General features: G+C 61.2%; 22 protein-coding genes. 14 read left to right on the top strand and 8 right to left on the bottom strand.

Translation table 11 applies throughout. The annotated features are described in order from the left end of the window. The first annotated feature begins 51 nt into the window (after window positions 1-51). Window positions 52-1,062 carry an NADP-dependent oxidoreductase gene (locus K4G53_RS18930; protein WP_221387232.1) on the top strand — a complete coding sequence of 337 codons (1,011 nt, stop codon included), beginning with the start codon at window positions 52-54 and terminating at the stop codon, window positions 1,060-1,062. 243 nt (window positions 1,063-1,305) lie between these two features. Next, window positions 1,306-2,385 (top strand): ROK family protein, encoded by a 1,080-nt coding sequence (locus K4G53_RS18935; protein WP_221387233.1) that lies wholly within the window; start codon window positions 1,306-1,308, stop codon window positions 2,383-2,385. 635 nt (window positions 2,386-3,020) lie between these two features. Here K4G53_RS18935 and K4G53_RS18940 read toward each other — a convergent pair. Then, window positions 3,021-3,953: an alpha/beta hydrolase gene (locus K4G53_RS18940; RefSeq protein WP_221387234.1), complete on the bottom strand. Its 933-nt coding sequence runs from the start codon at window positions 3,951-3,953 to the stop codon at window positions 3,021-3,023. A 142-nt stretch (window positions 3,954-4,095) separates the two neighbouring features. After that, window positions 4,096-5,319, bottom strand: a complete 1,224-nt coding sequence (locus tag K4G53_RS18945; protein ID WP_221387235.1) for an MFS transporter — start codon at window positions 5,317-5,319, stop codon at window positions 4,096-4,098. Window positions 5,320-5,704: 385 nt separating this feature from the next. Here K4G53_RS18945 and K4G53_RS18950 point away from each other — a divergent pair, with 385 nt between their 5' ends. The 6 genes from K4G53_RS18950 to K4G53_RS18975 all read left to right on the top strand — a co-directional run bounded on the left by K4G53_RS18950 (window position 5,705) and on the right by K4G53_RS18975 (window position 10,712). Further along, a complete protein-coding gene (locus K4G53_RS18950; RefSeq protein ID WP_221387236.1) occupies window positions 5,705-7,012 on the top strand; it encodes an ABC transporter substrate-binding protein in 1,308 nt (435 codons plus the stop codon). A gap of 31 nt (window positions 7,013-7,043) precedes the next feature. Beyond that, entirely contained in the window at window positions 7,044-8,000 is a 957-nt protein-coding gene (locus K4G53_RS18955) for a carbohydrate ABC transporter permease (RefSeq protein WP_221387237.1), read from the top strand. Beyond that, a complete protein-coding gene (locus K4G53_RS18960; protein WP_221387238.1) occupies window positions 8,000-8,836 on the top strand; it encodes a carbohydrate ABC transporter permease in 837 nt (278 codons plus the stop codon). The genes K4G53_RS18955 and K4G53_RS18960 overlap by 1 nt, the downstream gene beginning before the upstream one ends. Window positions 8,837-8,938: 102 nt before the next feature. Further along, window positions 8,939-9,934 carry a sugar phosphate isomerase/epimerase gene (locus K4G53_RS18965; RefSeq protein ID WP_221387239.1) on the top strand — a complete coding sequence of 332 codons (996 nt, stop codon included), beginning with the start codon at window positions 8,939-8,941 and terminating at the stop codon, window positions 9,932-9,934. Continuing rightward, on the top strand, window positions 9,934-10,326 hold the full coding sequence (locus tag K4G53_RS18970; RefSeq protein ID WP_221387240.1) for a DUF6379 domain-containing protein: 393 nt from the start codon (window positions 9,934-9,936) through the stop codon (window positions 10,324-10,326). Before K4G53_RS18965 ends, K4G53_RS18970 begins: the two co-directional genes overlap by 1 nt. Then, complete coding sequence (locus tag K4G53_RS18975) at window positions 10,326-10,712, top strand: DUF6379 domain-containing protein (RefSeq protein ID WP_221387241.1); 387 nt, start codon at window positions 10,326-10,328, stop codon at window positions 10,710-10,712. Before K4G53_RS18970 ends, K4G53_RS18975 begins: the two co-directional genes overlap by 1 nt. Window positions 10,713-11,994: 1,282 nt before the next feature. Here K4G53_RS18975 and K4G53_RS18980 read toward each other — a convergent pair. Genes K4G53_RS18980 through K4G53_RS18995 form a run of 4 tightly spaced genes read right to left on the bottom strand, consistent with a single transcriptional unit; the run spans window position 11,995 to window position 16,394 of the window. Continuing rightward, window positions 11,995-12,996: a sugar phosphate isomerase/epimerase gene (locus K4G53_RS18980; protein ID WP_221387242.1), complete on the bottom strand. Its 1,002-nt coding sequence runs from the start codon at window positions 12,994-12,996 to the stop codon at window positions 11,995-11,997. 10 nt (window positions 12,997-13,006) lie between these two features. Next, on the bottom strand, window positions 13,007-13,399 hold the full coding sequence (locus K4G53_RS18985; protein WP_221387243.1) for a DUF6379 domain-containing protein: 393 nt from the start codon (window positions 13,397-13,399) through the stop codon (window positions 13,007-13,009). Continuing rightward, window positions 13,396-14,940, bottom strand: coding sequence for a GMC family oxidoreductase (locus tag K4G53_RS18990; RefSeq protein ID WP_221387244.1), 1,545 nt, complete (start codon window positions 14,938-14,940; stop codon window positions 13,396-13,398). Before K4G53_RS18990 ends, K4G53_RS18985 begins: the two co-directional genes overlap by 4 nt. A gap of 38 nt (window positions 14,941-14,978) precedes the next feature. After that, entirely contained in the window at window positions 14,979-16,394 is a 1,416-nt protein-coding gene (locus K4G53_RS18995) for an MFS transporter (RefSeq protein ID WP_221387245.1), read from the bottom strand. A 620-nt stretch (window positions 16,395-17,014) separates the two neighbouring features. On the opposite strand from K4G53_RS18995, the gene K4G53_RS19000 reads away from it, so the two are divergent. From K4G53_RS19000 to K4G53_RS19010, 3 genes are all read left to right on the top strand, one after another. Beyond that, the gene (locus K4G53_RS19000; protein ID WP_221387318.1) at window positions 17,015-18,202 is read left to right on the top strand and encodes a 4-hydroxybenzoate 3-monooxygenase; all 1,188 of its coding nucleotides are present in this window, start codon (window positions 17,015-17,017) and stop codon (window positions 18,200-18,202) included. A gap of 1,102 nt (window positions 18,203-19,304) precedes the next feature. Then, a complete protein-coding gene (locus tag K4G53_RS19005; RefSeq protein WP_221387246.1) occupies window positions 19,305-19,733 on the top strand; it encodes a universal stress protein in 429 nt (142 codons plus the stop codon). A 480-nt stretch (window positions 19,734-20,213) separates the two neighbouring features. Further along, window positions 20,214-20,426, top strand: coding sequence for a hypothetical protein (locus K4G53_RS19010; protein WP_221387247.1), 213 nt, complete (start codon window positions 20,214-20,216; stop codon window positions 20,424-20,426). Window positions 20,427-20,746: 320 nt separating this feature from the next. Here the strand turns inward: K4G53_RS19010 and K4G53_RS19015 are convergent, their stop codons facing one another. Further along, window positions 20,747-21,085, bottom strand: a complete 339-nt coding sequence (locus tag K4G53_RS19015; protein ID WP_221387248.1) for a DUF1508 domain-containing protein — start codon at window positions 21,083-21,085, stop codon at window positions 20,747-20,749. A 335-nt stretch (window positions 21,086-21,420) separates the two neighbouring features. Here K4G53_RS19015 and K4G53_RS19020 point away from each other — a divergent pair, with 335 nt between their 5' ends. Together K4G53_RS19020 and K4G53_RS19025 are read left to right on the top strand one after the other, a co-directional pair. Further along, a complete protein-coding gene (locus tag K4G53_RS19020) occupies window positions 21,421-22,068 on the top strand; it encodes a plasmid pRiA4b ORF-3 family protein (RefSeq protein ID WP_260323854.1) in 648 nt (215 codons plus the stop codon). A 97-nt stretch (window positions 22,069-22,165) separates the two neighbouring features. Continuing rightward, entirely contained in the window at window positions 22,166-22,873 is a 708-nt protein-coding gene (locus tag K4G53_RS19025) for a hypothetical protein (RefSeq protein ID WP_221387250.1), read from the top strand. Between the two features lie 164 nt (window positions 22,874-23,037). Here the strand turns inward: K4G53_RS19025 and K4G53_RS19030 are convergent, their stop codons facing one another. Beyond that, complete coding sequence (locus K4G53_RS19030) at window positions 23,038-23,604, bottom strand: recombinase family protein (RefSeq protein ID WP_221387251.1); 567 nt, start codon at window positions 23,602-23,604, stop codon at window positions 23,038-23,040. Window positions 23,605-23,815: 211 nt separating this feature from the next. On the opposite strand from K4G53_RS19030, the gene K4G53_RS19035 reads away from it, so the two are divergent. Then, complete coding sequence (locus K4G53_RS19035) at window positions 23,816-24,118, top strand: DUF4193 domain-containing protein (RefSeq protein WP_221387252.1); 303 nt, start codon at window positions 23,816-23,818, stop codon at window positions 24,116-24,118. Window positions 24,119-24,250: the final 132 nt, after the last annotated feature.

Below are 24,250 nucleotides of genomic sequence, written 5' to 3' on the forward strand. Positions count from 1 at the left end.
AAGATAGCGAATCAGGCGGGCGCATGAAGGCTGAGAGGACGGGACCCCCACGTGAGAGGGCAAAACTTTTCGAAGGGAACGGCCGACCGCGCCGGCGGTTCAATGAGGGCCGTTACTTATGCCGAGTTCGGAGGTCCGGACGTGCTCGTGGTTCGAGAGATCGACGTCCCTCAGGTCACCGCCGACGAGGTCCTAGTGAGGGTGCGCCACGCTGCGGTGAATCCTTATGATATAAAGATCCGCTCGGGCATGCGGAAGGAGGCAGTGGACTTTAGTTCACCCATGGTCCCTGGGCTCGAGCTAGCTGGGCATGTGGTCAGCGTCGGATCAGGTGTAAGCGGCCTCGCCGTAGGTGACGGCGTATTTGGCTGGGCCACGAGTGGCGCCCATGCCGAGTATGCCACCGCGCGCGTCGTGGAGATCAAGCCGGACGGCCTGGACTGGGAGACGGCTGCCTCTCTCTCGACGTCGGGGAGCACCGCGCTCAGGGCGCTCGACGCCCTGGATCTTAAAGAGGGCGAAACGCTCCTGATCCACGGCGCCTCAGGGGCAGTCGGATCGTTGGCAACTCAGATCGCTGTCGCCAACGGAATTGCCGTGATCGGGACAGCTTCTGCAAACAACGGCGACCTGGTGCGCAAATTGGGTGCCCTGCCCGTGCTCTACGGTGAGGGTGTGTTTGACCGTGTTCGGGCGGCCGCGCCGCAGGGTGTGGATGCGGTCTTCGATGCGTCGGGCGCCGGGGTGCTTGGTGGCTCCGTTGAGCTGCTCAGCGGGCGGTCCCACAGAGTGATCACCATTGCCGACACTTCGGCCGGACAGCACGGCGTGCGATACTCCTCCGGCGGTCCCCAACGGAATACTCGAGAAGCCCTTCGGAGAATCGTTCGGATTGTGCAAGACACAGCCATCGTGCTTGCCGCGCCGAGGCACTTTTCGCTCGAAGAGGTACAACGCGCACATGAAGCCGTGGAGCGTGGCGGCACGCCGGGCAAGGTCCTTCTCGATCTTGAGCAGGACGCCCTGCCAGCGGTTGAAATGTCCCCACCAGTGAGCTGTTAAGTTGGAGTGGGTTTCCTTGTACCCGAGACACCAAAAGAGAGCAGGCTGAAAGTGTCCCAGTTAGACGTTTCATGGCAGAGCGAGGCCTCGTTCGCCGAGACAAACGCGAACGACTCCCTCTGCAAGGTCATCAACCTCGTCAGGACTGGGCGCGCGACAACCCGTCTAGCGCTCGAGCAGCTCACCGGACTAGGTCGGGCGGCAGTGCGCCAGCGCGTCGAGCATGCCATCACTCTCGGATACTTGGCTGACGCTGACTTGGGCCCCTCCGCCGGCGGACGTGCGCCGCGCAATCTCGCGTTCGTGGCGGACCGCGGCCAACTGCTGCTGATCGCGTTCGGTCTCAGCAATGCCACCGTGGCGATCGCCGACCTCGCCGGTAACGTCATCTCATCGCATCACGAAGAATGGGACATCGCCTCAGGTCCAGACGCCACGCTCGAACATGTCGCATCGGCCCTCGAGTCAATGAAAGGATTCGACGCCCAGCGTGTCTGGGGCGTTGCAATGGGCGCACCCGGCCCGACTGACTTCCTCCGCGGTCGCCTGGTGGCGCCCCCAAACCTCCCAAGCTGGAACGAGTACGATATTCGCGGTTGGCTCCAGACGCGCTTCCATGCCCCTGTTTGGGTCGACAATTATGTGAACGTGTTGGCCATTGGCGAGCTGAAGCGGCACCCCGCCGTCCAAGGCGAGAATATGCTCTACGTGCGAGTCGGAACTGGAATTGGTGAAGGTCTCATATTCGGGGGCCAGATGATCCGAGGAGGGAACGGTGCTGCAGGGAACATCGCGCATACTCCGGTCCCCGGTTCGAGAGTCCCTTGCCGCTGCGGAAAGTTCGGGTGCCTCGAGGCGGTCGCCGGAGGCTGGGCGCTGGTTCGCGATGCCACCGACCTCGCGGTGAGCGGGAGAAGCCAATGGTTCGCAGAGAGGCTGGAGGCAGCGGGACGTCTGCGGAGCGAAGACATCATCCAAGCGGCCAAGGAAGGCGACTCAGCAGCTATTGAACTGCTCGGCGTTTCCGCACGGGCGGTCGGTGACACCGTTGCCTTGCTCGTCAATCACCTCAATCCCTCGCTGATCGTGCTCGGGGGCAGCATCGCCGCAAGCAACGAATTCTACTTGGCCGCGATTCGCGAAGCCGTCTACCGAAGCGGGCTCCCGCTGGCGACGCGCGACCTGACCATTGCCGTGGGCGCCGGCGATCCGATCTCCGGCGCCGCCAGTCTGCTGGTCGATCAGCTCTTCGAGCAGACCTTCCCTGCTTGGGTACTCGCAGGGTCTCCAATCAACAACAATGCGGTCGAACTGGCGGGCTGAGCGATGGAATTACCGGCCAGGATCCGAGGACTCCCCGCATCTGATCTCCGGCATTAGTCTGGGTAGATACAAGACAAGTCGATGACTTCGAGGAAGACATCTCGCGTTGTCTTGAACCCTAATACCATGCGGGGCCGGTTGTTCATTCAAAAGGCGATGGTCCGGAAGGTAGACGGGGTCGCTGGGGATCTTGGTTCCCCCGGTCGAGGTCAGAACCCCCGACCCGTTGCAGCGGGCACGCATTCCCTTGGAGAACCCCCTCCGCGGATGGACGCACGCCGCTGAAGCTCGCCGAGGACGATGTCCCGGGGCCCGGTCCGATATCGTGGCACTCGGATAGTTTCGCGCCAATGACCGTCAGGAGTCCGACCGCCTCAAGTTCGGCAATACCGAGGTGGACTGGTACGGGATGCCCGGCGTCACAATCCACTACAACCGAACTGAACGCGGTGTCGAAAGGATCCAGCGGGCCGGCGCGAGCTCAGCGTCGCAGCCAGCGCCCTTGGCGACCCGCTGAGGGTGGAGGTCCAACGCTCGCTCAATCGCTTTCCCAGGCGCACCCGCAGAGCTCAGTTGGACAAGCTGATGAAGGCTGTTGCGAACTAAATCGCCCGATCGAAGAATCCATTACCTCTTCAGCTGACAGTCGGTCGCGCCCATGACGGCACCGCATCTGACAACTGGCTTGCGAGGAACCTCGCCGACCGCTCGATGATCGGCTCTCGATCCACCCCTTTGAATACATGGTCGGCTCCCTCGATGATCTGCAGATCAGCAGAAACGCCCGCCCCCCGGAGCGCCTCCGCAAACTCTGTGCTCTGCTGGTAGGGAACCACGCGGTCGTCTCGCCCGTGGATCAGCATAAACGGCGCGGCGGCCCCAGAGACGTGGTTGGTCGGTCCCGCCCAAGCTGTTCGATCGGGCTTCTGCTGCAGCGCTCCTCCAACGAGCAGCGATTCGGGCGAGTCCGCGCTGTTGTGGGGAATGCCACCATTGAGCTTGGCCTGCTCGTCCATGCGGCTCAGATCCGTCGGCGCGTACCAGACAACAGCTGCCTGGACCTCGGTCGACTCACCCAGAACGCCGTCCCCGCCCTCCAGTTCCGTGACGGTCGTGTTGAGCCCGAGGAAGGCTGCGATGTGACCCCCGGCCGACTCACCCAGCACGCCGATCGCATCGGTGCTCACACCCAGTTCGGAGCCAAACCGCCGCAGCCACCGCACGGCCGCCTTGGCATCGTTGACGCAGGCGGGGAAAGGCGCCTCGCCGCTGAGCCGGTAGTCGATGCTCGCAACGGCGAGGCCTGCGTTCAGCAGATCTCGCCAGATCGGACCGCTCACCCAGTTCTCATGACGCGAGCCGTTTCGCCATGCGCCGCCATGAATGTAGACCACAAGCGCCCTTTGGCCAGATGTGGGAATCATGAGGTCGAGCTCTAGCGGCCTGAATCGATCGATCTTCGCGTATTCGATGCCGAAGTACGTGAGCACACCGTCGCCGCCTCGATGGGCAGGCCTGAGGTCCGCCAGAAGGTCGAATCGTGGCGGAATGAACGGTTTCTCGTCCATGGTCACTTCCTTGTCTTGTCATTAGTCTTGTCGGACTTTCTGCCTAGTCCAACACGGTGCGCGTCGATCTTGGTCGTCCGTTCGCGGGCAACGTTTTTGCTGCGGCGAGGCACCACGGGGTTGGCGGTGCAGCTGCTTCGAGTCAAGTGGACGAGTCGGGGACGAACGAACTCTCGTCCCCGGTCGCCAACCGGGGTGCGGTGGCGACCGTCCCGAGCGCCTTGAGTCTGTGCTCGCTCAACGTCCGTGTGCCGAGAACGCATGTCAGGCCCACGGACGCTACCGCAGCCAGAATCAAGCAGAGAAGGAACGCGGACCCTCCCGAAACGGACACCGCTATTTGACCAATGGCAGCCCCGAGCAGGAACTGGGCCACCCCGCTGCCGGCGGACGCCAACCCTCCGGCGCCCAGTGAGGCTCCGGATAGTTGCGTTAGGTAAACCAGCGTGGGGAAGACCAATGTGTTCCCAGCGATGAGGCCGAAGAAGCCGGCCCAGGCCAGCCAGGCAACTCCGACACCTGTGCCGATCACGGCAATCGCGACGCCGATGAAAATGATAGATACGCCGATTCGAAGCACCAGAGCCGTGCTGAGACGGTGGATCAAGCGTGTGCGATAGATGACCGCGATAAGGCTGCCCGAAAGCGCGTTCGCGGTCACTAGGGTGCCGTAAACCGCCGGCGGCAGCCCAAAGTATGTGACGGTAATGCTCTCGGATGCGCCCAAATACGAGAAGAACACCGCTGAGACCGTCACGGTGACGATGCAGGCGATCCGGAAGACCGGCATCCGCAAGAGCTCGATCGCGGCTTTGCGGAAGGCGAGCTGATGGGGTTCGCCTTGAACAAGGCGTCGGGTCTCCGGGATTCCGGTGGTGCTCATTCCGACCATCACCGCCCCGAACACGACGACGCACCAGAACATCGACCGCCAGTCCGCACCGAGGAGGAGAACGAGCGTGCCGATGGCCGGCGCAACTACCGGTGCGGCACTGTTAAAAATGCCCAGGGACGCGAACTTCTTCGCTGCAAGCTGTCCGCGGTGTACATCCGACACCACGGCCCGGGACAGTGCCGTGGGCGCTGCGCCGAACAGCCCCTCTATCGATCTCGCGATGAGGAAGACCGTGAGGTTCGTCGAGAGCGCGCACACGGCCGTGGCCGCTACGAATATGAGACCGCCCACAATGATCAGTCGGCGACGGCCCACCCGATCGCTTAGCGGGCCCCAGATGAGGAACCCTACCGAGAAGGAGATCAGGAACGTCGTCAAGCTTGCCTGCGCGGTTACGGATCCCCCTCCGAGGTCGGCCGACATCGATGTGAGGCCCGGCAGGTAGAGGTCGGTGGCGAGTGGGGCGACCACGGCGCACATCACCAGCGCAGGCATAGAGGGGAGCGGGACATCATGGTCGGAACGTCGACTGAATCGGCTCACTTACTTCCTTCCATGTTTCTCAGGCGCCGTGAGGCGCCGTGTCGTCCTCTGGGCGAACCCTGTTCGGGACCGTGTAGGAGTTGTGAGGCTGAGATGTCCATGCGTGTCCCGTGGGTCCTAATAATGCATGCAAACTCTATTATGGCCTATACAGTCGTAGTTTTGGCTCCTAACTATAAACTTAAGTTGCGTCCAAACTTAAGCCATGCTCTACTGAACCCAGATGTTCGATGCGGTGCATCGAAACGTCGACACATCGATTCGGCCAACCGGCCGGTGACAACGAGGTCTCCCAAAGAGGTGTTGATATCCAATGACGCAGCAAAAAACCGCAGGGCTCAGAGCACTTGTTGCTGGAATCGGGGTGGCGGCCGCGGCTTGTTCAGCGCTGTCAGGCTGCTCCGCGCCGGCCAGCCCGAGCAGCAGCGATCCCAACGCGCCCGTGACGCTTACAGCCGCCATCCAATCCCAGGACAGCGGCAAGAAGTATTACTCAGAGCTGTTCGACCAGATCCATCAGATGCATCCGAATATCACGATCCAGATCGTCGAATACCCCTCGGACCAGCTCGGAACCGTGACCACCACACAGCTCGCTGCGGGAAACGGTCCTGACATCATTTACGGCTCTCCGGGCACTGGAAACACGAACGCGCTCGGTCTCTACGCGAAAAAGGGGTACCTGCTCGATCTCGCCAGTCAGCCATGGGCGACGGCGTCGATCCCCGAATCCAGTAAGCCGCTCTTCTACAGCGGCGATGCGCTGTTCGGCTTGCCGGTCGACACCGTCGCGGTGCCTTTGACAGTCAACAAGACGGCATACGACAAACTGGGTCTGACGATACCGAAGACCTACAGCGATCTGCTCGCCAACTGCACGAAGGCGCGCGATGCAGGCACTGCCCTCATCAATATCCCCGGCGCCTTCCCAGCGAACGCTGCCTTCTCAGCGCTGGAGATCGCTGCCAGTCGGGTGTACTCAGAGAATCCGAATTGGGACCAGGACCGTGCCAGTGGAAAGACCACTTTCGAGGGCACGAAGGGCTGGATCGACACATTTAGGGTGATCCAGGAGATGTATAAGAAGGGCTGCATGCAGGACGGTGCGGAGGGCGCCGGCGGACCTCAGATTTTCCAGAGCGTCGCCTCGGGCCAGACTCTCGGCATGTTCGGTCCCTCAGCTGTCTCCTCGGGCCTGATGGCGGCCGACGCGAAGAACAGCTACACGTTCACCGCTTTCCCGGGCGACAGCGAAAGTCAGACCTATGTCTTCGCCTCTCCATCCGATGCTTTCGCGATCAATGCCAAGACGAAGCATAAGGACGCCGCTCTCCAGGTGCTGGAGGCCATGACGACGAAAGAGGTGCGAGACAGCTTCGCTCAGAACGCCGGGAACGTCTCACTTGAGAGTACCCTCAACGGCGCCGCCACGACGGACACATTCAAGGAGATCTCCTCGCTGATCACGGACCCGAAGAAGTCAGGCCCCCTGCCGAGCTTCAGCTGGCCGAACGGCAACGTCTACTCAAAGCTGGGGTCCGGCGTGCAGGGGCTTTTGACGGGCCAAGTCACACCGGAGGACCTCGCCAAGCAGCTCGACGCAGCCTGGGCCGGCAAGTAGCCCCCGCTCAAACCCAAGCACGGAAGACATCATGACAACGCATTCCTCCGTTGACGAAGGGAACCTCGCCCCCGAGACCATAACGAGTCTCCGGGGCGGGGACCCCGCCCGCCGCCGGCCCTACCGATTTCAAGCAGCGAGCTGGTGGTGGCCCATCCCCTCGCTGGTCCTTGTACTCGCGTTCGTGTACGTGGCGTTTGCGTCAGGGGCCTTCCTCTCCTTCACCGACTGGCAGGGTCTCGGCTCCTTCAACATGGTCGGACTCGACAACTTCCTGCGGTTCTTCCACGACCCACAGGCCATTGCGACGCTCGGCCGCACGCTTCTCGTCGCCGCAGAGTTCCTCGTCGCAAACAACCTGCTAGGCCTGGGATTCGCGCTCGGGCTCAACCGCACCTTGAAGACCCGCCACTTCCTCCGAACCATCGTCTTCCTTCCGGTCGTCCTGAGCCCACTCGCAGTCTCCTACGTGTGGCTCTTCATCTTCGACCAAAAGGGCCCCGTGAACGGACTCCTAAAGTTCGTCGGCCTAGGGTCGTGGGCAAAGGCCTGGCTCGGAGACCCGACGTGGGCACTGTGGTGCGTTGTCATCGTCCTTGTCTGGCAACACATAGGCCTCACCATGGCGATCTATCTCGCCGGCCTCGCAGGGATCCCGCCCGAGATCGAGGAAGCGGCAGCCATCGACGGTGCCGGCATCTGGAACAGGCTTGCCCACGTGACCCTCCCGCTCCTTCAGCCAACTATTGTCGTGGCGTCGACCCTGCTCCTGGTGCGCGGACTGAGCATCTTCGACCAAGTACTCGCACTCACAGGCGGCGGACCCTTCGGGGCCACGGAAACCCTCGCGACACTCGTCTACACGACGACCTTCACCAACGGCGAGTTCGGTTACGGCGCGTCGATTTCCCTCCTGCTGACCATTCTGGTTGCCGTTTTCGCCGTGGTTCAGTACGTGCTCCTCAACGGAAGAAAGCGGCAGCCCTGATGTTCAAGTACACCGGCAAGACCCTCACCCGCGAAATCCTAATCTTCGCCATCGGCATCGTGTTGATGATTCCTTTCTTCTTCCTGGTCAACATAGCTTTCAAGTCCAACGCAGACGCGCTTGTGTCGCCGGCAATCGCACCCCCAAACCCAATCACCGGGGAGTCATTCGCGACCGCATTTGCAGGCCAGGACACTCGCAGCATCCCCCTGGGAGCGCTCAACAGCGCGATCATCACCTCTGGAACCCTTCTCGTTCTCATCTCGCTCGGCTCCATCACCGCATATGCACTCGACAGGCTCACCGGCCGCCTTCGCGGGCTCATGTATGGAATCTTCTTCCTCGCTGTGCTGCTCCCCACCCAATTGGGCGTCGTCCCCCTGTACGTTGCCATGCGTTCAGTCGGGCTGACTGGAACACATCTAGGGATGATCGTTCTCTACTCTGCACAGCTGATGCCGCTTGCCGTCTTCCTGTACTCGGGGTTCGTCCGTGCGGTGCCCCGCGAGTATGAACAGGCCGCCCAGATTGACGGGGCGGGGAAGTTCAAGACCTTTTCTCGCGTCATATTCCCCCTCCTCGCTCCTGCGACGGGAACGGTCGCGATTATGTGTGGCCTGATTTGCTGGAATGACTTCTTCAACGCCTTGATCTTCCTCAGCGGGACTCCAACGGCAACGCTTCCCGTCGTGGTCTACGGTTTCGTCAGCACCTCACTGACGAACTGGAACGTCGTCTTCGCCTCAGTCGTCCTTGCGATGGCGCCCGCGCTGGTCTTCTACCTGCTCGCCCAGAAGAGGTTCATGCAGGGCTTCGCAGGCGGCATCAAGAGCTGAGCCCTGAACCTCCATAGCCCTGTTCGGCGATTATGCCTCGCCGCCTATCAGGACCCGCAGCATCCCCGACAACCTGATTCCCACAGACAGGAGCCCGACCCCATGACAAAGCATTCCATCAAGCGAGGAGTAAGCCTTTACTCCTTCCAGGAGGAGTATTTCCTGCGTCGGCTGACGCTCGAACAATGCATCGAGAAGTCGGTCTCTGTCGGTGCTCTCGGCATAGAGACGATCGCCGAGCAGATGATGCCGGGCTTCCCCCGCCTCAGCGACGATTTCTACGCGAAGTGGCATGGCTGGGTTGACCAGTACGGCTTCGTGCCGACTGCCCACGACATGTTCGCTGAACTCAAGCTCTACAAGGATCGGCCTCGTCCGGTCGACGAGATGGTTAACGAACTCCGCCTCGACATCGACCACACGGCAAAGCTGGGCGCCAACATCATCCGCATCCTTGCGCTCACCCCTCCCGAGGTTGTCGACAAGGCGGCTGGCTACGCCGGTGATCGAGGGATCAAGCTGCTCACCGAGATTCACGCACCGCACCGCTTCGACTCGCAGTGGATGGAGGAGGTGATGATGGTGGCCGAGAAGTGGGGCGGCGAGGTCGTCGGACTGATGCCCGACTTGGGAGTGTTTGTCGAGAGGCTGCCTCGCGTCGTGTGGGAGCGCGCGTTGCGCGATGGCGCCGATCCGAAGTTCACCGCACACGTTGTCAACGTCTACGACAGCGGAGAAGACACAAGCGGCCTGCCTCAGAAAGCTCAGGACCTCGGGCTGTCACCCGCAACAGTCGGCATCGCCTGGGCCGCGACTCGGTACATCAATGAAGATCCGCGCAGCATGCTCGAGTACATGCCGTACATTCACCACATCCAAGCCAAGTTCTACGAGATGGTGGATGACGATCACGAGTATTCGATCCCCTATGACAAGATCGTCTCGACTCTGATCGAGGGCGGATACGACGGGTACCTGTCGAGCGAGTACGAAGGCAACCGCCACATTCAGGACGCCTATGGGGTCGACTCTTTTGAACAGGTGCGCCGTCATCACGCCATGATGGCAAAGCTCCTCGGCGAGAAGGACGCAGCCTGATGTTTGACCGTTATGTGCTCGTCCCCAACTCTCTCCATAATGAGATAATTGACGGCCAAGTAGTCGGATTCAGCGTGAAGGTTCGTGCCGGCTACTACCGCGGATTTCGGCTCGCGCTACTCGAAGACCTGCAGCTGACCGTAGACGGCCTCACTTTCGAACGCAAGGACCTCGCGCTCGAGGTTGGAGGCAAACCAGCGCGCCCTCTGGATGATCTTGAGACCGAATACGAGCAAACCTGGGATTTCGGCGCCCCCGCGACCCTCCACGTCCGCAAACCCGGTGGGCTTGAGCCCGGAGCACACTCCGTGATTGCTTACGAGCGGATCAGAGTCTCGTATTTCCCCCTCCCCGCCGAGTACACCCTCGCTGATGTACAGGTGGTGGCCTGATGTTCGATCGCTATATCGTCACCGAAGACAGTCTCCGGAATGTCGATGACGGGACCGCCGGGTTTGCATTTGGTATCCGCTGTGGCTATTACCGTCGCCTTCGACTTTCGATGATCGAGGACTTGCAAGTCGTGGTCGACGGAGAGGAGATGCCTCGCGAGCAAATCCGCTTCTCACTGCCGGGAGGGGACTTGCGCTCGATTTGCGAGCTCAAGGATCTGCACGACGAGGCCTGGGAATTCGGTGACGTGGCAACCATCACCGTGCAGCGGCCGGGCGGCCTTCCTAAGGGCGCTCACGCACTGACTTTCTCACAGCGCTTTCGGATCTCGTACGCGCCGGTGCCAACAGTTCAGACGCTGGCCGTCGTGCAAGTCGTCGAGTAAGAGGCTAGTCAGCATTCGTCGGCAGCGCTTGGGGGGGTGACCGGTGAGTGGCTAAACGCGGATTCTTCGTCGGGCAGGGGCTGGCCCAAGCCGTCCGACAGGCATGCATGGGGAGGCGGGCGCCCGGGAGAAATCCAGTTGCCGCCTCCCCGCTTCGCCGCATGCGTACCCATGCTTTCGTCAAACGGCCTGGCAACACGCTGTTTCGCGGGCCGCCACGGGCCGAACAAACATCCGGAGGGTTTCAAGGGCTTCTAGGCTCGACTTCGGACGGACACAGCGCATCAACCCGTCCACCTCCGGCTTCGCCGGAGCCCCTCCAGGAAACTGGAACCTTGAACAGAACGTACGCCGTGACGATCACCCAGCCTCACGAGCTTCAGGCTATCCCCTTGTCACCTGCAAAACTCAGACGTCTGCCCGGGCGCCGGAGGCCCCTAGGGATGATCTGACTCGATGATTACGAACAATAGGCTCTTATCTGGGCTATTGGACTGGCCAATTCGATATGGCGATAGGAGATCTGACGTGACGGACTGGTGCGAACTCATACCAGGTGATGTCGTCCTGCTGCTCGGCCCCACGGATCAGCACGGTTACAAGGGGACTGTTGACGCCATGCTGGCGGACGGCACCATAATTTGGCTAATTCTCGAAAGCGGAGGCGGACGGAGACTATTCCATCGCGTCGATGGGTACCAAACCCTGATAGATCCTGCTAGGACTGCATCAGAGGGGTCCCAAACATATCCCATAACTCCCGGCGTCGGCGCGCCACCCAACACGCACCCCGAGGGACCGGACCAGCGGCCCCACATTACCAGGCTAGCGAGTGGTTCGACGTATCGAAAGACCTGCAATGACACGTTTGGGTGATCCATGAGTTCAAGAACACAGCCAACAGTGAGGATCCGGGTCAATGACGACAACAGTTAGTCGTCAACAACACCGAGGTCGGATCCGATGACGCGCTCCACACGAGCGACCTCAATTCCTCCAGTCCCAAGGCTGGAAGCATTCTCAGCGCACGAGAACATGGGCACCATGGGCAATCAGGGCGCCCATTCCGTGATGCTGCTGCAACGAGGTTTGTCGAGCATCCCGGTCTTCAGGGGCACAGGGACAGTTGGCCGATGACATCGGCCAACAAAGGGGAGTGAGCTCATCGGAGCCTTCGTTACTGGCCCTGAAAGAGGAGAGAGGCCGGAACTACGCCCCGGCCTCTAACAATCCGCATGGGCGAAGTCGCGGCCCGCACCCGGGACGGCTCATTCCATGCCGGTTAGCGCTGGAAGACCGACCTGATTAGGGCCTGCTGACTTTGGATCAGTCCGAAAGTGTCCATCTCCGCCTCCGGAGTCCACGGATGGGCTTCCCACTCGCTGGAGATTGTGCCCGAGTAGCCAGCGTCGCGCAGGGGCGCGAGGTTGGCCAGGTAGTCGATCGAAGGTTCCTTGCCGTGCTCGTCGATCGAGTAGAACTTTGCGTGCACGTGGAAGATCTGGTCGACGATGTCACCCCATTCGGCAGGATTGATATGTCCGTTGATGGTAAAGGCGGGGGTGACCATCTCAATCTCGGCATCGGTGGCGCCACGCTCCTTGGCGAGCTCACGGAATCTTCCGAGACGTTCGCCCGGGTCTCCTTTCTCCGCCCAAATCTCCTCAAGCGGAGTGACCAGTTGGGGGTTAAGCCCGTCGCGCACAAAGCTGTCCAGCAGTCCCGGCGTGATCCGCTTCATGCTGGAGCTGAAGTCGGGAACGAATCCGAGCATCTCGGAGCCGATTCGGTCGTAGGCCTCGCGGACTTTCAGAACAGCCTCGGTGTTTGGCCCCTCGGGCGCATGGATCTCCATGCCTAGCCTGATGCCCAGTCGTTCAGCCAGCGGGACAACCCGCTCCAGGACCTCGGGCTCGGCTCCGAGTTGGATGCGGACAAGCGGGAACCCCAAATCGTGGGCTGCTTGGATCTGGGGCGCGAGGTATTCCGCGCGCTCTTCGAGCGTCAGATATCGGTCGCGGCGCATGGCCGTGTCGATCACCGACCCCATCGAGGTTTGGACGAGCCCGTTTTCCTCCAGCGTCGCCCGGAAGTGGGCGGCGAAGCCCGGCTCGAGATGCGGGAAGTTGCGGATGCTCTGAAATCCGACGATTTCAATCCCTGGTCCGATGCCCGCCTCGGCTACGGCCTTGAGCAGCCCTTCCAGGGTGAACCGGGCAGTGACCCATTCGTGGTTGAACGAGTAAAGAGTGACGCCTAGCGTCGGTTGTGCTGGGAGGCTCATGAGGATGTCCTTATTCGATGGTCAGGGAACGCGATGACTCAATGACCCGCTCGAGCGGGCCGAAAGGTTCGATGATCACGTATGGGATGCGGATCTTAATCGCCACGGACACATCGATCATCTCGCCGGCGGTCTTGGGGATATCGGTATGGAGCACCGCGGGGTCCTGCAGATACCATTCGGTGTCGAACTTTGAACCAAGCTCAGCCACCCTGTACTCCTTCCCGCAGATTGTCAAGGGGAGGTGCTCAGCATCGACGTCGTTGCCATCGATGCTCACGCGCAGCCCCATCAGGCAACTCAAGGGCAGGCTACGGTAGTGGGGGAGTCGGATTGCGAGATCGACACCGTCGGCACCCGCGTGGGCGCTGTCGGGTCGGAGGACAAGCTCAGCGTGGCTCATGATTCTCCTGTTACTGCGGCGAGTGTAATCGGGTTGCTTTGGATCGAACGACGCGATGCCACGCGGCGTGCGATTTCACGGGCGCCCCCGATCGCCAGAGCCACCGAGGTCAGTGTCGGGTTGCACGCGGTTGCGGTCGGGATAACACCGTTTCCGGCGACGAAGAGTCCGGGATGACCCCACACTTCGCTGTGCAGGTCGCATACGGACGTACCATCATCCTGTTTCCCCATTCGAACGGATCCCTGATAATGCAGGGAGCTTCCCGGCGGAAGCATGAACGGCTCCGGCCCGATCGGATCGCCGAGCGCAACGGCCGCTGCCTTTAGTTCACGCTTAGCCCGCTCCACGTTCTCATGGTCGCGCTCAGTGAGGGTGTAGCGGATAGTGACTGCCGGCATCCCGTAGCCGTCGGCACTATCTTCGCTGAACTCCAGCCTGTCGGTCTCCTGAAGGTCCTTAGCGCAGAACCAGCCGAGGGCGACGATTGATCCGGGCTCGGGGACGTCGTCCTCTGCAAGTTTCACCGGTGAGGCGTCCATCTGCATGACTTGCCCGTGGAACGGTTTCTCATCGGTGAACGGGACCCAGCTGACGCCGCTCTCCCGGGCGATCGAGGGACGAGACGGGTCAGAATCCGTCGGAGTGGACGCATCAACGGGCAGACGGGTCGCGTAGACGACCTGGGGTTGGTCATTAAACCAGCGACCAAGTGCGGCGGGGCGAATCCCTGATGCAAAGAGCACCTGAGGTGTACGAATCGCGTCGGCTGCGACGACGACATATTCAGCCGCTACGAACGTGATCGCTTGGGTCTTCTGGTTGCGGACCTCAACACCTTGCGGAGCACCCGACTCATCGGTCACGACGCGGGTGACCAGGGAATCGGGGTACAGTGCGAAGTTCGGGTTCTCTGTTGTTACATCATCGAAAATGACGTGTGAGCCTGACCAGGTTAGTCGGCCGTCGTCATGCCTCGTGACCGCGAGGGGCATACCGCCGACGGCACGATCGGTAGCGCGCCCGCTGTAAAGTTCGCCCAGCCGCTCCCGGACCACGTCGGCAAAGGGGAAGTCGTCCATCGCGTGCGCCGTAACGGACAGGAGGCGCTCTGCGTCGGTCAGCAGGTCGTCGAGGTCGTTCAGGAACGGGATCCGTTCGCTGTCGCCTGGCCGGGGGCATGCGCATGTCCAGTGGGCGCCCATGCCGCCCACATTGCTGGAGAAGGCAGCCGCCGGGAGACCTGTCTCTCCATCGACCCGGAACCCCTCTTTGAGAAGAAACGTTCCGGGGCGAGCTACTCGGTTGTCGACGATGCCCTGCTGCTGCGCCCCACCAGTTCCTCGCTCCGGCCCTTCTGAGGCAGCCTGCGCAGCTGCCTTCTTCTCGGGTGAGAGTATGTTCTTCACGTGGTCGCCGGCGGGCTGGGTGATCTGCGGGCCCACTTCGAACATGGCTATGGTGAGCGCGGGCGCCCGCTCGCTGAGTATGCGAGCGTATGCGGCTCCGGTTGGCCCGCTGCCGACGATGGCGACATCCACGCGGGACGGATATGTACTAGGCAAGGTGTTTCCCTTCTTCAGTTTCCAGCCTCGGATACCGGGGCGACACCACGGGCGTTGAGCGCACCGGTGATTTCGGGCAGCTTCTGTTGCAGGCTGTAGAACGCCAGACAGATGATCTGCAGAAGTGAGAGCACGATTGGTAGGCCAATGAAGATCGTCGCGACGCCGGTGCTCACTGACGTGCTGGTTTCTCCTGGCGAGTAGCCGATGGTGCTGAGTCCCCAGGCCAGCATTGCCCCTCCGATTGCCGTGCCGACCTTGGTCGCGAAGCTGTAGCCGGAGTAGAGGAGTCCCTCGCTTCGCTGACCTGTGATGAGGTCCTGAAACTCGACGCTGTCCGAAACCAGCGCCGGCAGCGCCACGAACCCGATGCCGCCAGCAAGGCTCGCGACGAAGAAAACGGCGATAAATCCCCAGAGGTTGCTCGCGAAGAGAATCATCGCCAGCGAAAACATGACGTTGGCCACTAGTGAGATGATGATGCCGCGCCGGTGACCGAGCCACTTTACGAAGGGCGGCGCCACAAACGAGGACAGGAGTCCCGAGATCGCGAAGGCGAGCAAAACTAGGCCCACCGCTTGCGTATTGTGCAAGACGTTGCTCGCGTAGTAGATGGCGCCGCCGGTGATGGCGCCCAGACGGGCGAACTGGAAGAGTGCGGCGAAGAAGATCGACACCCAGTACTTGTTCTTAAGGAGGGCCCGCAGGGAGCGCTTGAGCGATCCCTGGGTGCGGGCATTCGACTCGAAAGGAATGCGCTCCTTGACGAGGAAGCAGACTACCCAGAACAACAGCATTCCGACCACGGCGTAAATGGACACCGTGAGGATGTATCCAAGGCGCATGTTCCCCTGCCCCAAGAGACCGACGAGAGGCGCCGTTCCCACGGAGATTACTAGCAGGCCGATCGTCGCGCCGGCGTTACGGAAACCTGCGATGGACATCCGAGAGGCCGAATCGCGGGTAACCATCGTCATGAGCGAGCCGTAGGGGACGTTCACCACGGAGTAGGCGATACCGACCAAGATGAAGGTGATATAGGCCCAGACGAGGTCGAACGGCCCACCCGTGCCCGGCGTCCAAAAGGTCAGGACTGTCAGGATCGCGAGGACTGGCGCACCAAAGATCAGATAGGGCCTAGCCCGCCCGAAGCGCGTGTGAGTGCGGTCGAGAATCACACCGATCAGAGGATCGATCGCGGCGTCGAGCACCCGCGCTAGAAGGAGAAGTGTGCCTGCTGCTGCCGCCGCGATAAAGGCGACGTCCGTGTAGAAGAACAGGAGGTAGGACGTAATGGTGGACCATGTGAGGTTGGAGGCGAGATCGCCGAGCGAGAAGCCGAGTCGCTCGACGACTCCTGGCCTCGCTTCCGCGGCCAGCAAGTGCTCGGGCGAGGTCTCTCTCTGCCGTTTGGACAGGGGAATGCTCATCTTTGAGACTCCATCTGGATGCAAGGGTGGGACGCGAGACGAGTTTTGTCGCGCATCGGCCGATATTAGCCGTTCATCAACATTAGGCCATTTTGTTCACAGGCGCAAGACATAAGTTGGTAATCAACAAAAAACGTACGGCTGTCAACAAATGGTGCCGAGAGCATTTCGCGCGCCCCCGGTCGTTGTTGAAGCAAGCACCGATAGCACCCCGACGGATCAGATGTGGGAGTTCAGACGTGCGTATCCGGCTGGCTCCGACGAAGAGATCGCCTTGCGGTCCTTGCTGACGTCCACCCCTTGGGCCTCCACACCGGCTGGGTCACTGCGAAAATAATCCAACCAAAAGTCCCACCGGCCACCACAGCCTGCTCGCTCCCGCGATCGGGTCACCGGGACCTACCTGCGATGGTCAGGTAACGCCTAGCTACCGGTAGTGCGTTGCGGTTTAAAGCCTCCCTAACAACAGCGAGGTTAGGTCAGACGCACCAGCCAACCGGGAAAAATTTCCGTTGAACGGAAGACGCGTAACGGTTGTCACTTTTTTACCGCACACTGAACGCCGAACTACCAATCGGGTCCTTCGAAGCAAGGGCCCCGCAATGAAGCGAGACGCAGACATGGCTCCACGCAAGATCATCACCACCCAGGTAGCCATCATGGGAGGCGGTCCGGCGGGCCTGATGCTCTCCCACCTGCTGGCCAAGGCCGGCATCGACTCCACGGTCATTGAAATCCGCAGCCATGAAGAGATTGCCCACACCGTGCGCGCAGGCATCCTGGAACACGGGACCGTCAACCTCCTGGTGGACAGCGGCGTCTCCGACCGGGTGCTGCGCGACGGCGACCGGCACGACGGCATCGAGCTGCGCTTCAACAACGAGAGCCACCGCATCGACTTCAAGGACCTCGTAGGCGAGTCCGTATGGCTGTACCCGCAGACGGACGTGTTCCTGGACCTTGCCGCACGCAGGAAGGACGACGGCGGCGACGTCCGCTACAGCGTCACGGAAACCTCCGTCCACGACCTCGAGGGCAAGCCGAAGGTCTGGTTCACGGACGCGGACGGAACCGAATTCGAGATCCAGGCCGACTTCCTGGTGGGCGCGGACGGTTCCCGCAGCCACTGCCGGTTCCAGATCCCCGAGGCCCACCGCAAGTGGTACTTCCACGAGTACCCCTTCGCCTGGTTCGGCATCCTGGCCGAGGCCCCGCGCAGCTCCGACGAACTGATCTACGCCAACTCCGCCAACGGCTTCGCCCTGATCAGCCAGCGCACGGAGACGGTGCAGCGGATGTACTTCCAGTGCGACCCCAAGGAGGACGTAAAGGACTGGGATGATGACCGGATCTGGGCCGAGTTCCGTCGCCGCGTCAACGGCAATGGCTTCGAACTCAAGGAGGGGCCGGTCATTGAGAAGATGGTGCTGCCTTTCCGCAGCTTCGTCCACACTCCCATGCGCCACGGCAACCTCTTCCTGGCCGGCGACGCCGCGCACACGGTCCCGCCCACCGGCGCCAAGGGCCTCAACCTGGCCATCAACGACGTCAAGGTCCTCTTCGAAGGGCTGGACAGCCACTACAACTCCGGCTCTGATCGCCTGCTGGAGACGTACAGCGACCGTGCGCTGGAGCGGGTGTGGAAGGCACAGCAGTTCTCCTACTGGATGACCACGATGCTCCACACCCCGGCGGACGCGGACGACTTCTCCCGTGCCCGCCAGCTCGGCGAACTGCACTCCGTGGTCTCCTCCAGGCACGGAATGGCTTACCTCGCCGAGGCCTACACTGGCTGGCCCTCCGCCTAAGCTGCCGTAGGTCACACCATGCCAGAACAAGATCTCGACCCGCCGTGGGCAGAAGACCAAGAACATGGGTCGGTGGAGAAGCACCCACTACTGGCTTGGATGAATCTCTCCCCCGGAGATGTCATAGCACTTCGAGTAGTCGGGGTTCCGGCTTATGTTGGAACCGTGGAGTCTAGGACTAGCGACGGGCTCATTATTTGGGCAAGGAACGAATTAAACGAAAGGAAGCTTTTTCATTTTCGCGACTGTTTGTCCGTACATCTATTGGAGTAGCTAGCGGAATACTTCACTTACAAGAGGCGACATCGAGCAGGGAATGTGAGGAGCCGCTGCCAGGGCAAGGGAGTGCTCCACCGTTCCGCCCAATCTCCGGACCTCGCCTTCATCGGCACCATCGTCATCGCCAGACTCATCCGCGGTGTCTGATGAACGCCGTCCACCCAAAGGGGATCGCCTTAGCCAATTACTCGCTCATAACTCTTCTCAGCGCTGGTCATTTAGTGGCAGCCAAATGGTGCAGGAGGTTCTCGGACTTTGACTTCCCTCACCCGACGACCACGGGCTCAACCCTCGTCGCCGCGGTTCCGGGCGGTTCCCTCACAGGGTCGCCAAAATGACGTCGTTAGATACGACAGGGGACGGCTGCAACCCGCGCCCTTTCCAGTGGAATGGCGCGACCGGAATCGATATGTCTGCCGGCAGGCAGGCCTCAAGGAAAACCATGACCATCCAAGTGAAACCCCACATTGAGGCATCCAAATGCGTACTCAAGGATGTCCTAATTACGCTAAAAGTTCAGAGCCGGACGCAGCGGGACCAACAACTCGACTTCGCAGTCGCTCGGCTCCTGGAACAAGCGGTTGAAGCGGGCGCAGGAATCCTCGTGACGAGAAATGACCCTTGGACATTCACCGTAGGAATCAACAAGGAAATTTCCCCAGGCACCATCAGGGAACTTGACAGAATCTAAGCGAGGGAGTGTTTTCGGGACCGTGATGGAACCCGGACCCGCTTCCGTAACCCGGCAGAGTACCGGTACCTCAAAATCCCGACCAAGTGACGGCCACCCGGACCGTTCTCACCAAAGCATAGGAGCGTATACATGAGCGGAATCATCGTTGTAGGAGTCGACGGCAGCAAGACCGCAAAGAAGGCCGCAGAATCTGCATGGGACCTAGCAGTTGCCCTTGGGACCTCACTCCACGTGGTGTCAGCCTTCGGCAGCGACCGCGTCGAAGTTGTTGGCAGCGGCAGTGACCAGTTGGTTGTGTCCGATGCGGACTCTGCCGAGCACCTCGCCCGGACGGTTGCCGAGTCATTGGGGCGGGGCATCACGGTCACGTCCTCCGCTGTCCCCGGCAAGCCCGCCGACGCCCTCATTGCGGAAGCAGCCAGAACGGAGGCGAGCATCATCGTGGTGGGAAACCGCAGGATGCAGGGCATCGGACGCGTCCTGGGCAGCGTCGCCAACAGCGTGGCGCATAACGCCCCGTGTGACGTCTATATTGCTAACACCTACTACGCCGACTGACCCCCCTTCCGCGACTTGAGTCTTCGTTGGACCGGACCCAAGAAGGATCGAGGAAACCCGTGCAGCAAAGAGAGGAACACCAACCGCACGGCCAGTGGATTCTCGATCTTTCCCGATAGTGCGCCATGTGGCCGCCGGATGCAGGGACTTGGCCGCGTCCTTAGTCGCCGGCGCCGGACTGGGGGAGTTAATAGATGCACGATTCTGACTCGAAATGAGAACGCAAACGCCGCGGTACACCCGGTTGGCGAACCCGCCATCGACGCGAATCATCGGCCTGATCGGCGCGTCTAAACGCGAAAGGTTCACCCACTAATCCTGGGAGCCGGCGGTTCGTCGATGCATCGAACTGGCTTGAGGCCGGATACTCTCCGGGCTGCTTCAGAGAGCCGACATTTGACCTTTAGTGAACCTTCGTGGGCGGGCATATTCGGGCCAAGGCCTCTTGTGGTCATTCACCGTCGATTCCAGCATCTAAATATGGACCCGAGACGTTTGGCAACGGTACTTCTGGAGCAAGACGTCCTTTCGCTCACGGAGCTCTGGCTGCATTACTGGCGCAACGGCGGGGATGCCGGAGAGATGGAACTTGAAGCATTCATCAACGACATCGAAGTCCTCCCGCCACTTGATCTGGACGTGCTCGCCTTTGCCCTGGACGATGCATGCCAGGACAGGGGCGGACACTGGTAGGCGCTCGAGAGGTTCCGGGCTTCGTGGCCGCATGTTATCGAAGCAACACTTGGCGGCTGCAGCGTCAGGTCTGGTCCGGGCCACTCCGCCTCTGCCGGAACGGTCACCGGCTGCACCTACGGCAAACACCCTGCCGCCGGAACAGCAGGCCCTTCCAGCCGGGGGACACTGTGTCGCGGTTCCTGGAATGGGCCTAACCGGACAGCGGCGAAGAGTACCCGGGGAGCCCCTTCCGGGGCTTCTCCCCCGGTCATTTCCAAACGCCGATAATGATTCTGTAAAGCTGGCAAAAAAGGGGCAGTGCGAGCCTTCTCCGGCGCTCAGGAGAGGTTGTGTATCGCCCCGGCCCAGCGGGGGCCCGAGACGGCCCTGCGAACCGCCCTGGCGCGCGCGTGGAAGTCGATCTTTGGGACCCGTAGGGAGTCGGGCGTCGCGGCGGGGTCATCGTGGATCTGGGGCGGTGCGGAATTGGTGGTCGTTGTCGAGTGGTCGGTAATTAGTCCCATTCCGGCGTACTCGCGGATGGCGGCGATGCCTGCGACCGCGTCGGTCTTAGTGTCGAAGGGCTTGGAGACGGCCATGATGGTGCCGTCCGGGGCTGTGAGTCGGAACCTGAAGGCTGATTCTGCATCGATAAATAATTCGAACATTCCTGCCATTGCGATCCTTTCGGTTTGCGGGATCCCGAGGGCTGCGTCCTTGCTGCCAGTAGGCGCAAGGCATCTTTGCCTGCGCTTTTCGAGGTGTATCCCGCTCCAAATTTTCATCAATTCAGCATGCGTTCCCCGAGTCTTTCGTAGGGACGCCTGTCGGCGCAAGGTTTCGCCTGTTATCCAGCCGAAGTGATCCTCCTCTCGGGAGCAGTCCAAAGGCACCAACTTCTACCGGATCGAATGCGACGCCGATAGCCGACGTTCTGTACGGCTGGAGTTCCACAGCATGTGAGACGCCTCGTTCCCGAAGCATGCTTGCGGAGGCTGAAAGAATGGCCTGTATGAACGCTGCTGCCGTGATGAGCGCGAAACCAGAGTTGATGCTGGAGGTCCGCGTGGAGCTAGTCGACATCGAGCCACGAATCTGGCGCCAGCTTGATGTCCGGGGCTCCTTTACTCTCGACCGGCTGCACCAGATCCTGCAAATTGCCTTTGGCTGGGAGGATATCCACCTGCACAGGTTTACAGCCGATGACCCCTTCGCGCCGTTGCGGCCGGTGGATGGGCACATTCCAGAGACGCCGCAATGGCTTCCCCGGCAGGAGTGCGACGAACCGGACGACAGGCCAGAGGAAGATCTAACCCTTACTCAATTGCTGGCGCTGGGCGATGGCTCGGCCTTTTATGAGTACGATTTCGGCGACAGCTGGCTGCACAGGCTTGAGCTGGTTTCGCAACACTCGACGAGCGAAGCCACGCCGCCGGCCCGAGTTCTCGACGGTGCCCGCCGCGGACCGCTGGAAGACTCTGGAGGATTCCCAGGGTATGAAGTGATCCTGGAAGCCCTGACCGACCCGACCCATCCAGACCACGCAGGGCACGCAGAATGGGTCGCAGAGACCACCGGCTCAACAGAACCTTATGATCCCGCCTTCCTGGACATCCCGGCCTTGAATCAAGCGCTGGCCGCACAGGTTCAAGGCTCCTAAACGCAGCTAACCGCGATTCGGTCAAGCGTTCAGCACGCATTTTTGCTCCAGCCGGTCCTAAGCAGGGAGGAGGGTCGAATGCCGGTAGCATCGTGGCATGAGCCATGAAGACAACTACGTCCAGCGCGCCCTGGAGGTAGGGGAGAGGCTGACAGGTTTGAGCTTGGAGCAGCTGGGGTTTGAACCGCGGTTGGAGGATCTGACGGCGGAGCAGCGCAGCCTGCTTTGCCCCGACGACATCGAGTGGATGGACTTGATCACCCCCGAGGTTCGGGGCAGAAGCCTGTTTCAGGCAAGACTGCTGGCCGGTGCTTTATGGGAGGCCTCTGTCGTCCTGATCGATCAGCTTTTTGAGGATCTGGCCGGCCTGAGAAAGCTTCACTCAATTGACCGCGAGGACATCGCTAATACTTCGGTCCTGGCCTGGCTGCCGCCCAGGCTCGCTCATAAATACGATGTTGGCTTTGTTCAGAGGTTCATCGTGGTTGCCGCGGACATGACCGGGGCGTTGGTGCGGGGATGGGGCCGCCCATCCTGCGTGGCGCAGGAGCTGGCGCTGCGCTGCCTTCTTGACCAAGTCGAAGTCATTCAGGATTCCTACGATCTGGACTTGGCTGACGACTGGCGGGGCATGCTCGAAGAGCGATTGTTCGAGGATATGGACAGTGAACTGCTTTACCAGAACGCCATGGACGGTTTCGAGAACGACGTCGAGCTAAACATGCAGCTGGGCTTTGCACCCATGAACGTTCAGGACTGGTTCGAGCCATTCAACGACGCCTCCGTCCCGCCCTTCGCACGCTGAAGCCGTCACGCACGGTGGGTCGGGCGCAGATGATGGCCCCTTGCAGGCCCTGGAAGTGGCGAAACTTCGGCCAAATAGCGGTTGGCCGAAGTTCCATACATAACCCTGCAGGGTAAACCTTGAGGTTGGCTGGGAATGCTGGGCGAGGGGCGAGGGTAAGGGGGTTACTTCAACGCCGCTTGGCGGAGGTACTGGTAGACCGTTTCCCTGCTGATTCCGTAGTCACGGGCGAGGACGACCTTCGGAATGCCGCTGTCGGCGCGCTGAACCAGCTCTGCCGCCCGTTCCGGCGTCAAGGTCTTTTTCCGCCCTTTGTACGCGCCGCGTTGCTTGGCCAGCGCGATGCCCTCGCGCTGGCGTTCTCTGATGAGGGACCGCTCAAATTCGGCGAAGGCGCCCATGACTGAGAGCATGAGGTTGGCCATGGGGGAGTCCTCGCCGATGAAGACGAGCTGTTCTTTGACGAACTCCACCCGCACCCCTCGCTTGGTGAGTCTCTGCACCAGGGCACGCAGGTCATCGAGGTTTCGGGCGAGCCGGTCCATGCTGTGCACGACCACCGCGTCCCCGTCGCGGACGAACCGCAACAGCTCCGTTAGCTGCGGCCGAGCGGTGTCCCGGCCGGAAGCCTTGTCGGTGAAAACCCGGTCCAGGACCTGGCCGTCGAGCTGGCGGAGCCCATTCTGATCCACGGTACTCACCCGCACGTAGCCGATGCGCTGACCATCCACGGCGACCTCCAATGCTCGACCTGTGAAAACGAGTGTCAGCGTCCTCGCCTAACACGTCAAGCCACTCCGTGCCCGGAGCACTGCTCGAAAACAAGCACGACCCGGTCTGCCGGGGTGGCCGCGCTCCCGCGGGAACAAGCACACCATCGTGTACGTTGCTCTCTGGTCAGGAAAAGAACCGGCACCAGAGAAGAAGAGAGAACCGCCAAACGTGGCTACCGATTACGACGAAGTCCGTTCCGACGTCAAGGAATCCCAGGACAACTCGCTGGAGGCGCTGAAGTCCGCCAACGCCCCGGATGCCCGCAGCGTCGTCACCGAACTGGACGAAGCCGACGCCCTGGACGAAGGGCTGACCCCGGGCGGGGAAATCGTCTCCGAGGAACTCATCGTCCAGGTCATCCCGCAGGGCAAGGACGAGTTCACCTGCTCATCCTGCTTCCTGGTCCGGCACCGGTCCCAGCTCGCCCGCGAAGACGAGGGCCGCTCCTACTGCATCGAGTGCGAAGGCTGACGGACTGCAGCGCCCGCACCAGGTTTAGTAAGGAGCGAAGAGGCCGAAAATGATGCATTTGATGCATTACGCAGCCCTCCGCTTTACATAATCTTCATTATCGGCGTTTGGTCCGTGCTTTCGTTTAGTGAG

It is taken from the genome of Arthrobacter sp. MAHUQ-56 (genome assembly GCF_019710585.1).
In the GTDB taxonomy this organism is placed as follows: Bacteria; Actinomycetota; Actinomycetes; order Actinomycetales; family Micrococcaceae; genus Arthrobacter.

Coding starts and splice junctions, on each gene's coding strand:
- K4G53_RS18955 (WP_221387237.1), top strand. CDS start 7,044: ATGACAACGCATTCCTCCGTTGACGAAGGGAACCTCGCCCCCGAGACC.
- K4G53_RS18995 (WP_221387245.1), bottom strand. CDS start 16,394: ATGAGCATTCCCCTGTCCAAACGGCAGAGAGAGACCTCGCCCGAGCAC.
- K4G53_RS18965 (WP_221387239.1), top strand. CDS start 8,939: ATGACAAAGCATTCCATCAAGCGAGGAGTAAGCCTTTACTCCTTCCAG.
- K4G53_RS18970 (WP_221387240.1), top strand. CDS start 9,934: ATGTTTGACCGTTATGTGCTCGTCCCCAACTCTCTCCATAATGAGATA.
- K4G53_RS19025 (WP_221387250.1), top strand. CDS start 22,166: ATGAGCCATGAAGACAACTACGTCCAGCGCGCCCTGGAGGTAGGGGAG.
- K4G53_RS19005 (WP_221387246.1), top strand. CDS start 19,305: ATGAGCGGAATCATCGTTGTAGGAGTCGACGGCAGCAAGACCGCAAAG.
- K4G53_RS18950 (WP_221387236.1), top strand. CDS start 5,705: ATGACGCAGCAAAAAACCGCAGGGCTCAGAGCACTTGTTGCTGGAATC.
- K4G53_RS19000 (WP_221387318.1), top strand. CDS start 17,015: ATGGCTCCACGCAAGATCATCACCACCCAGGTAGCCATCATGGGAGGC.
- K4G53_RS19020 (WP_260323854.1), top strand. CDS start 21,421: ATGAACGCTGCTGCCGTGATGAGCGCGAAACCAGAGTTGATGCTGGAG.
- K4G53_RS18960 (WP_221387238.1), top strand. CDS start 8,000: ATGTTCAAGTACACCGGCAAGACCCTCACCCGCGAAATCCTAATCTTC.
- K4G53_RS19015 (WP_221387248.1), bottom strand. CDS start 21,085: ATGGCAGGAATGTTCGAATTATTTATCGATGCAGAATCAGCCTTCAGG.
- K4G53_RS18980 (WP_221387242.1), bottom strand. CDS start 12,996: ATGAGCCTCCCAGCACAACCGACGCTAGGCGTCACTCTTTACTCGTTC.
- K4G53_RS18975 (WP_221387241.1), top strand. CDS start 10,326: ATGTTCGATCGCTATATCGTCACCGAAGACAGTCTCCGGAATGTCGAT.
- K4G53_RS18940 (WP_221387234.1), bottom strand. CDS start 3,953: ATGGACGAGAAACCGTTCATTCCGCCACGATTCGACCTTCTGGCGGAC.
- K4G53_RS18985 (WP_221387243.1), bottom strand. CDS start 13,399: ATGAGCCACGCTGAGCTTGTCCTCCGACCCGACAGCGCCCACGCGGGT.
- K4G53_RS19010 (WP_221387247.1), top strand. CDS start 20,214: ATGGACCCGAGACGTTTGGCAACGGTACTTCTGGAGCAAGACGTCCTT.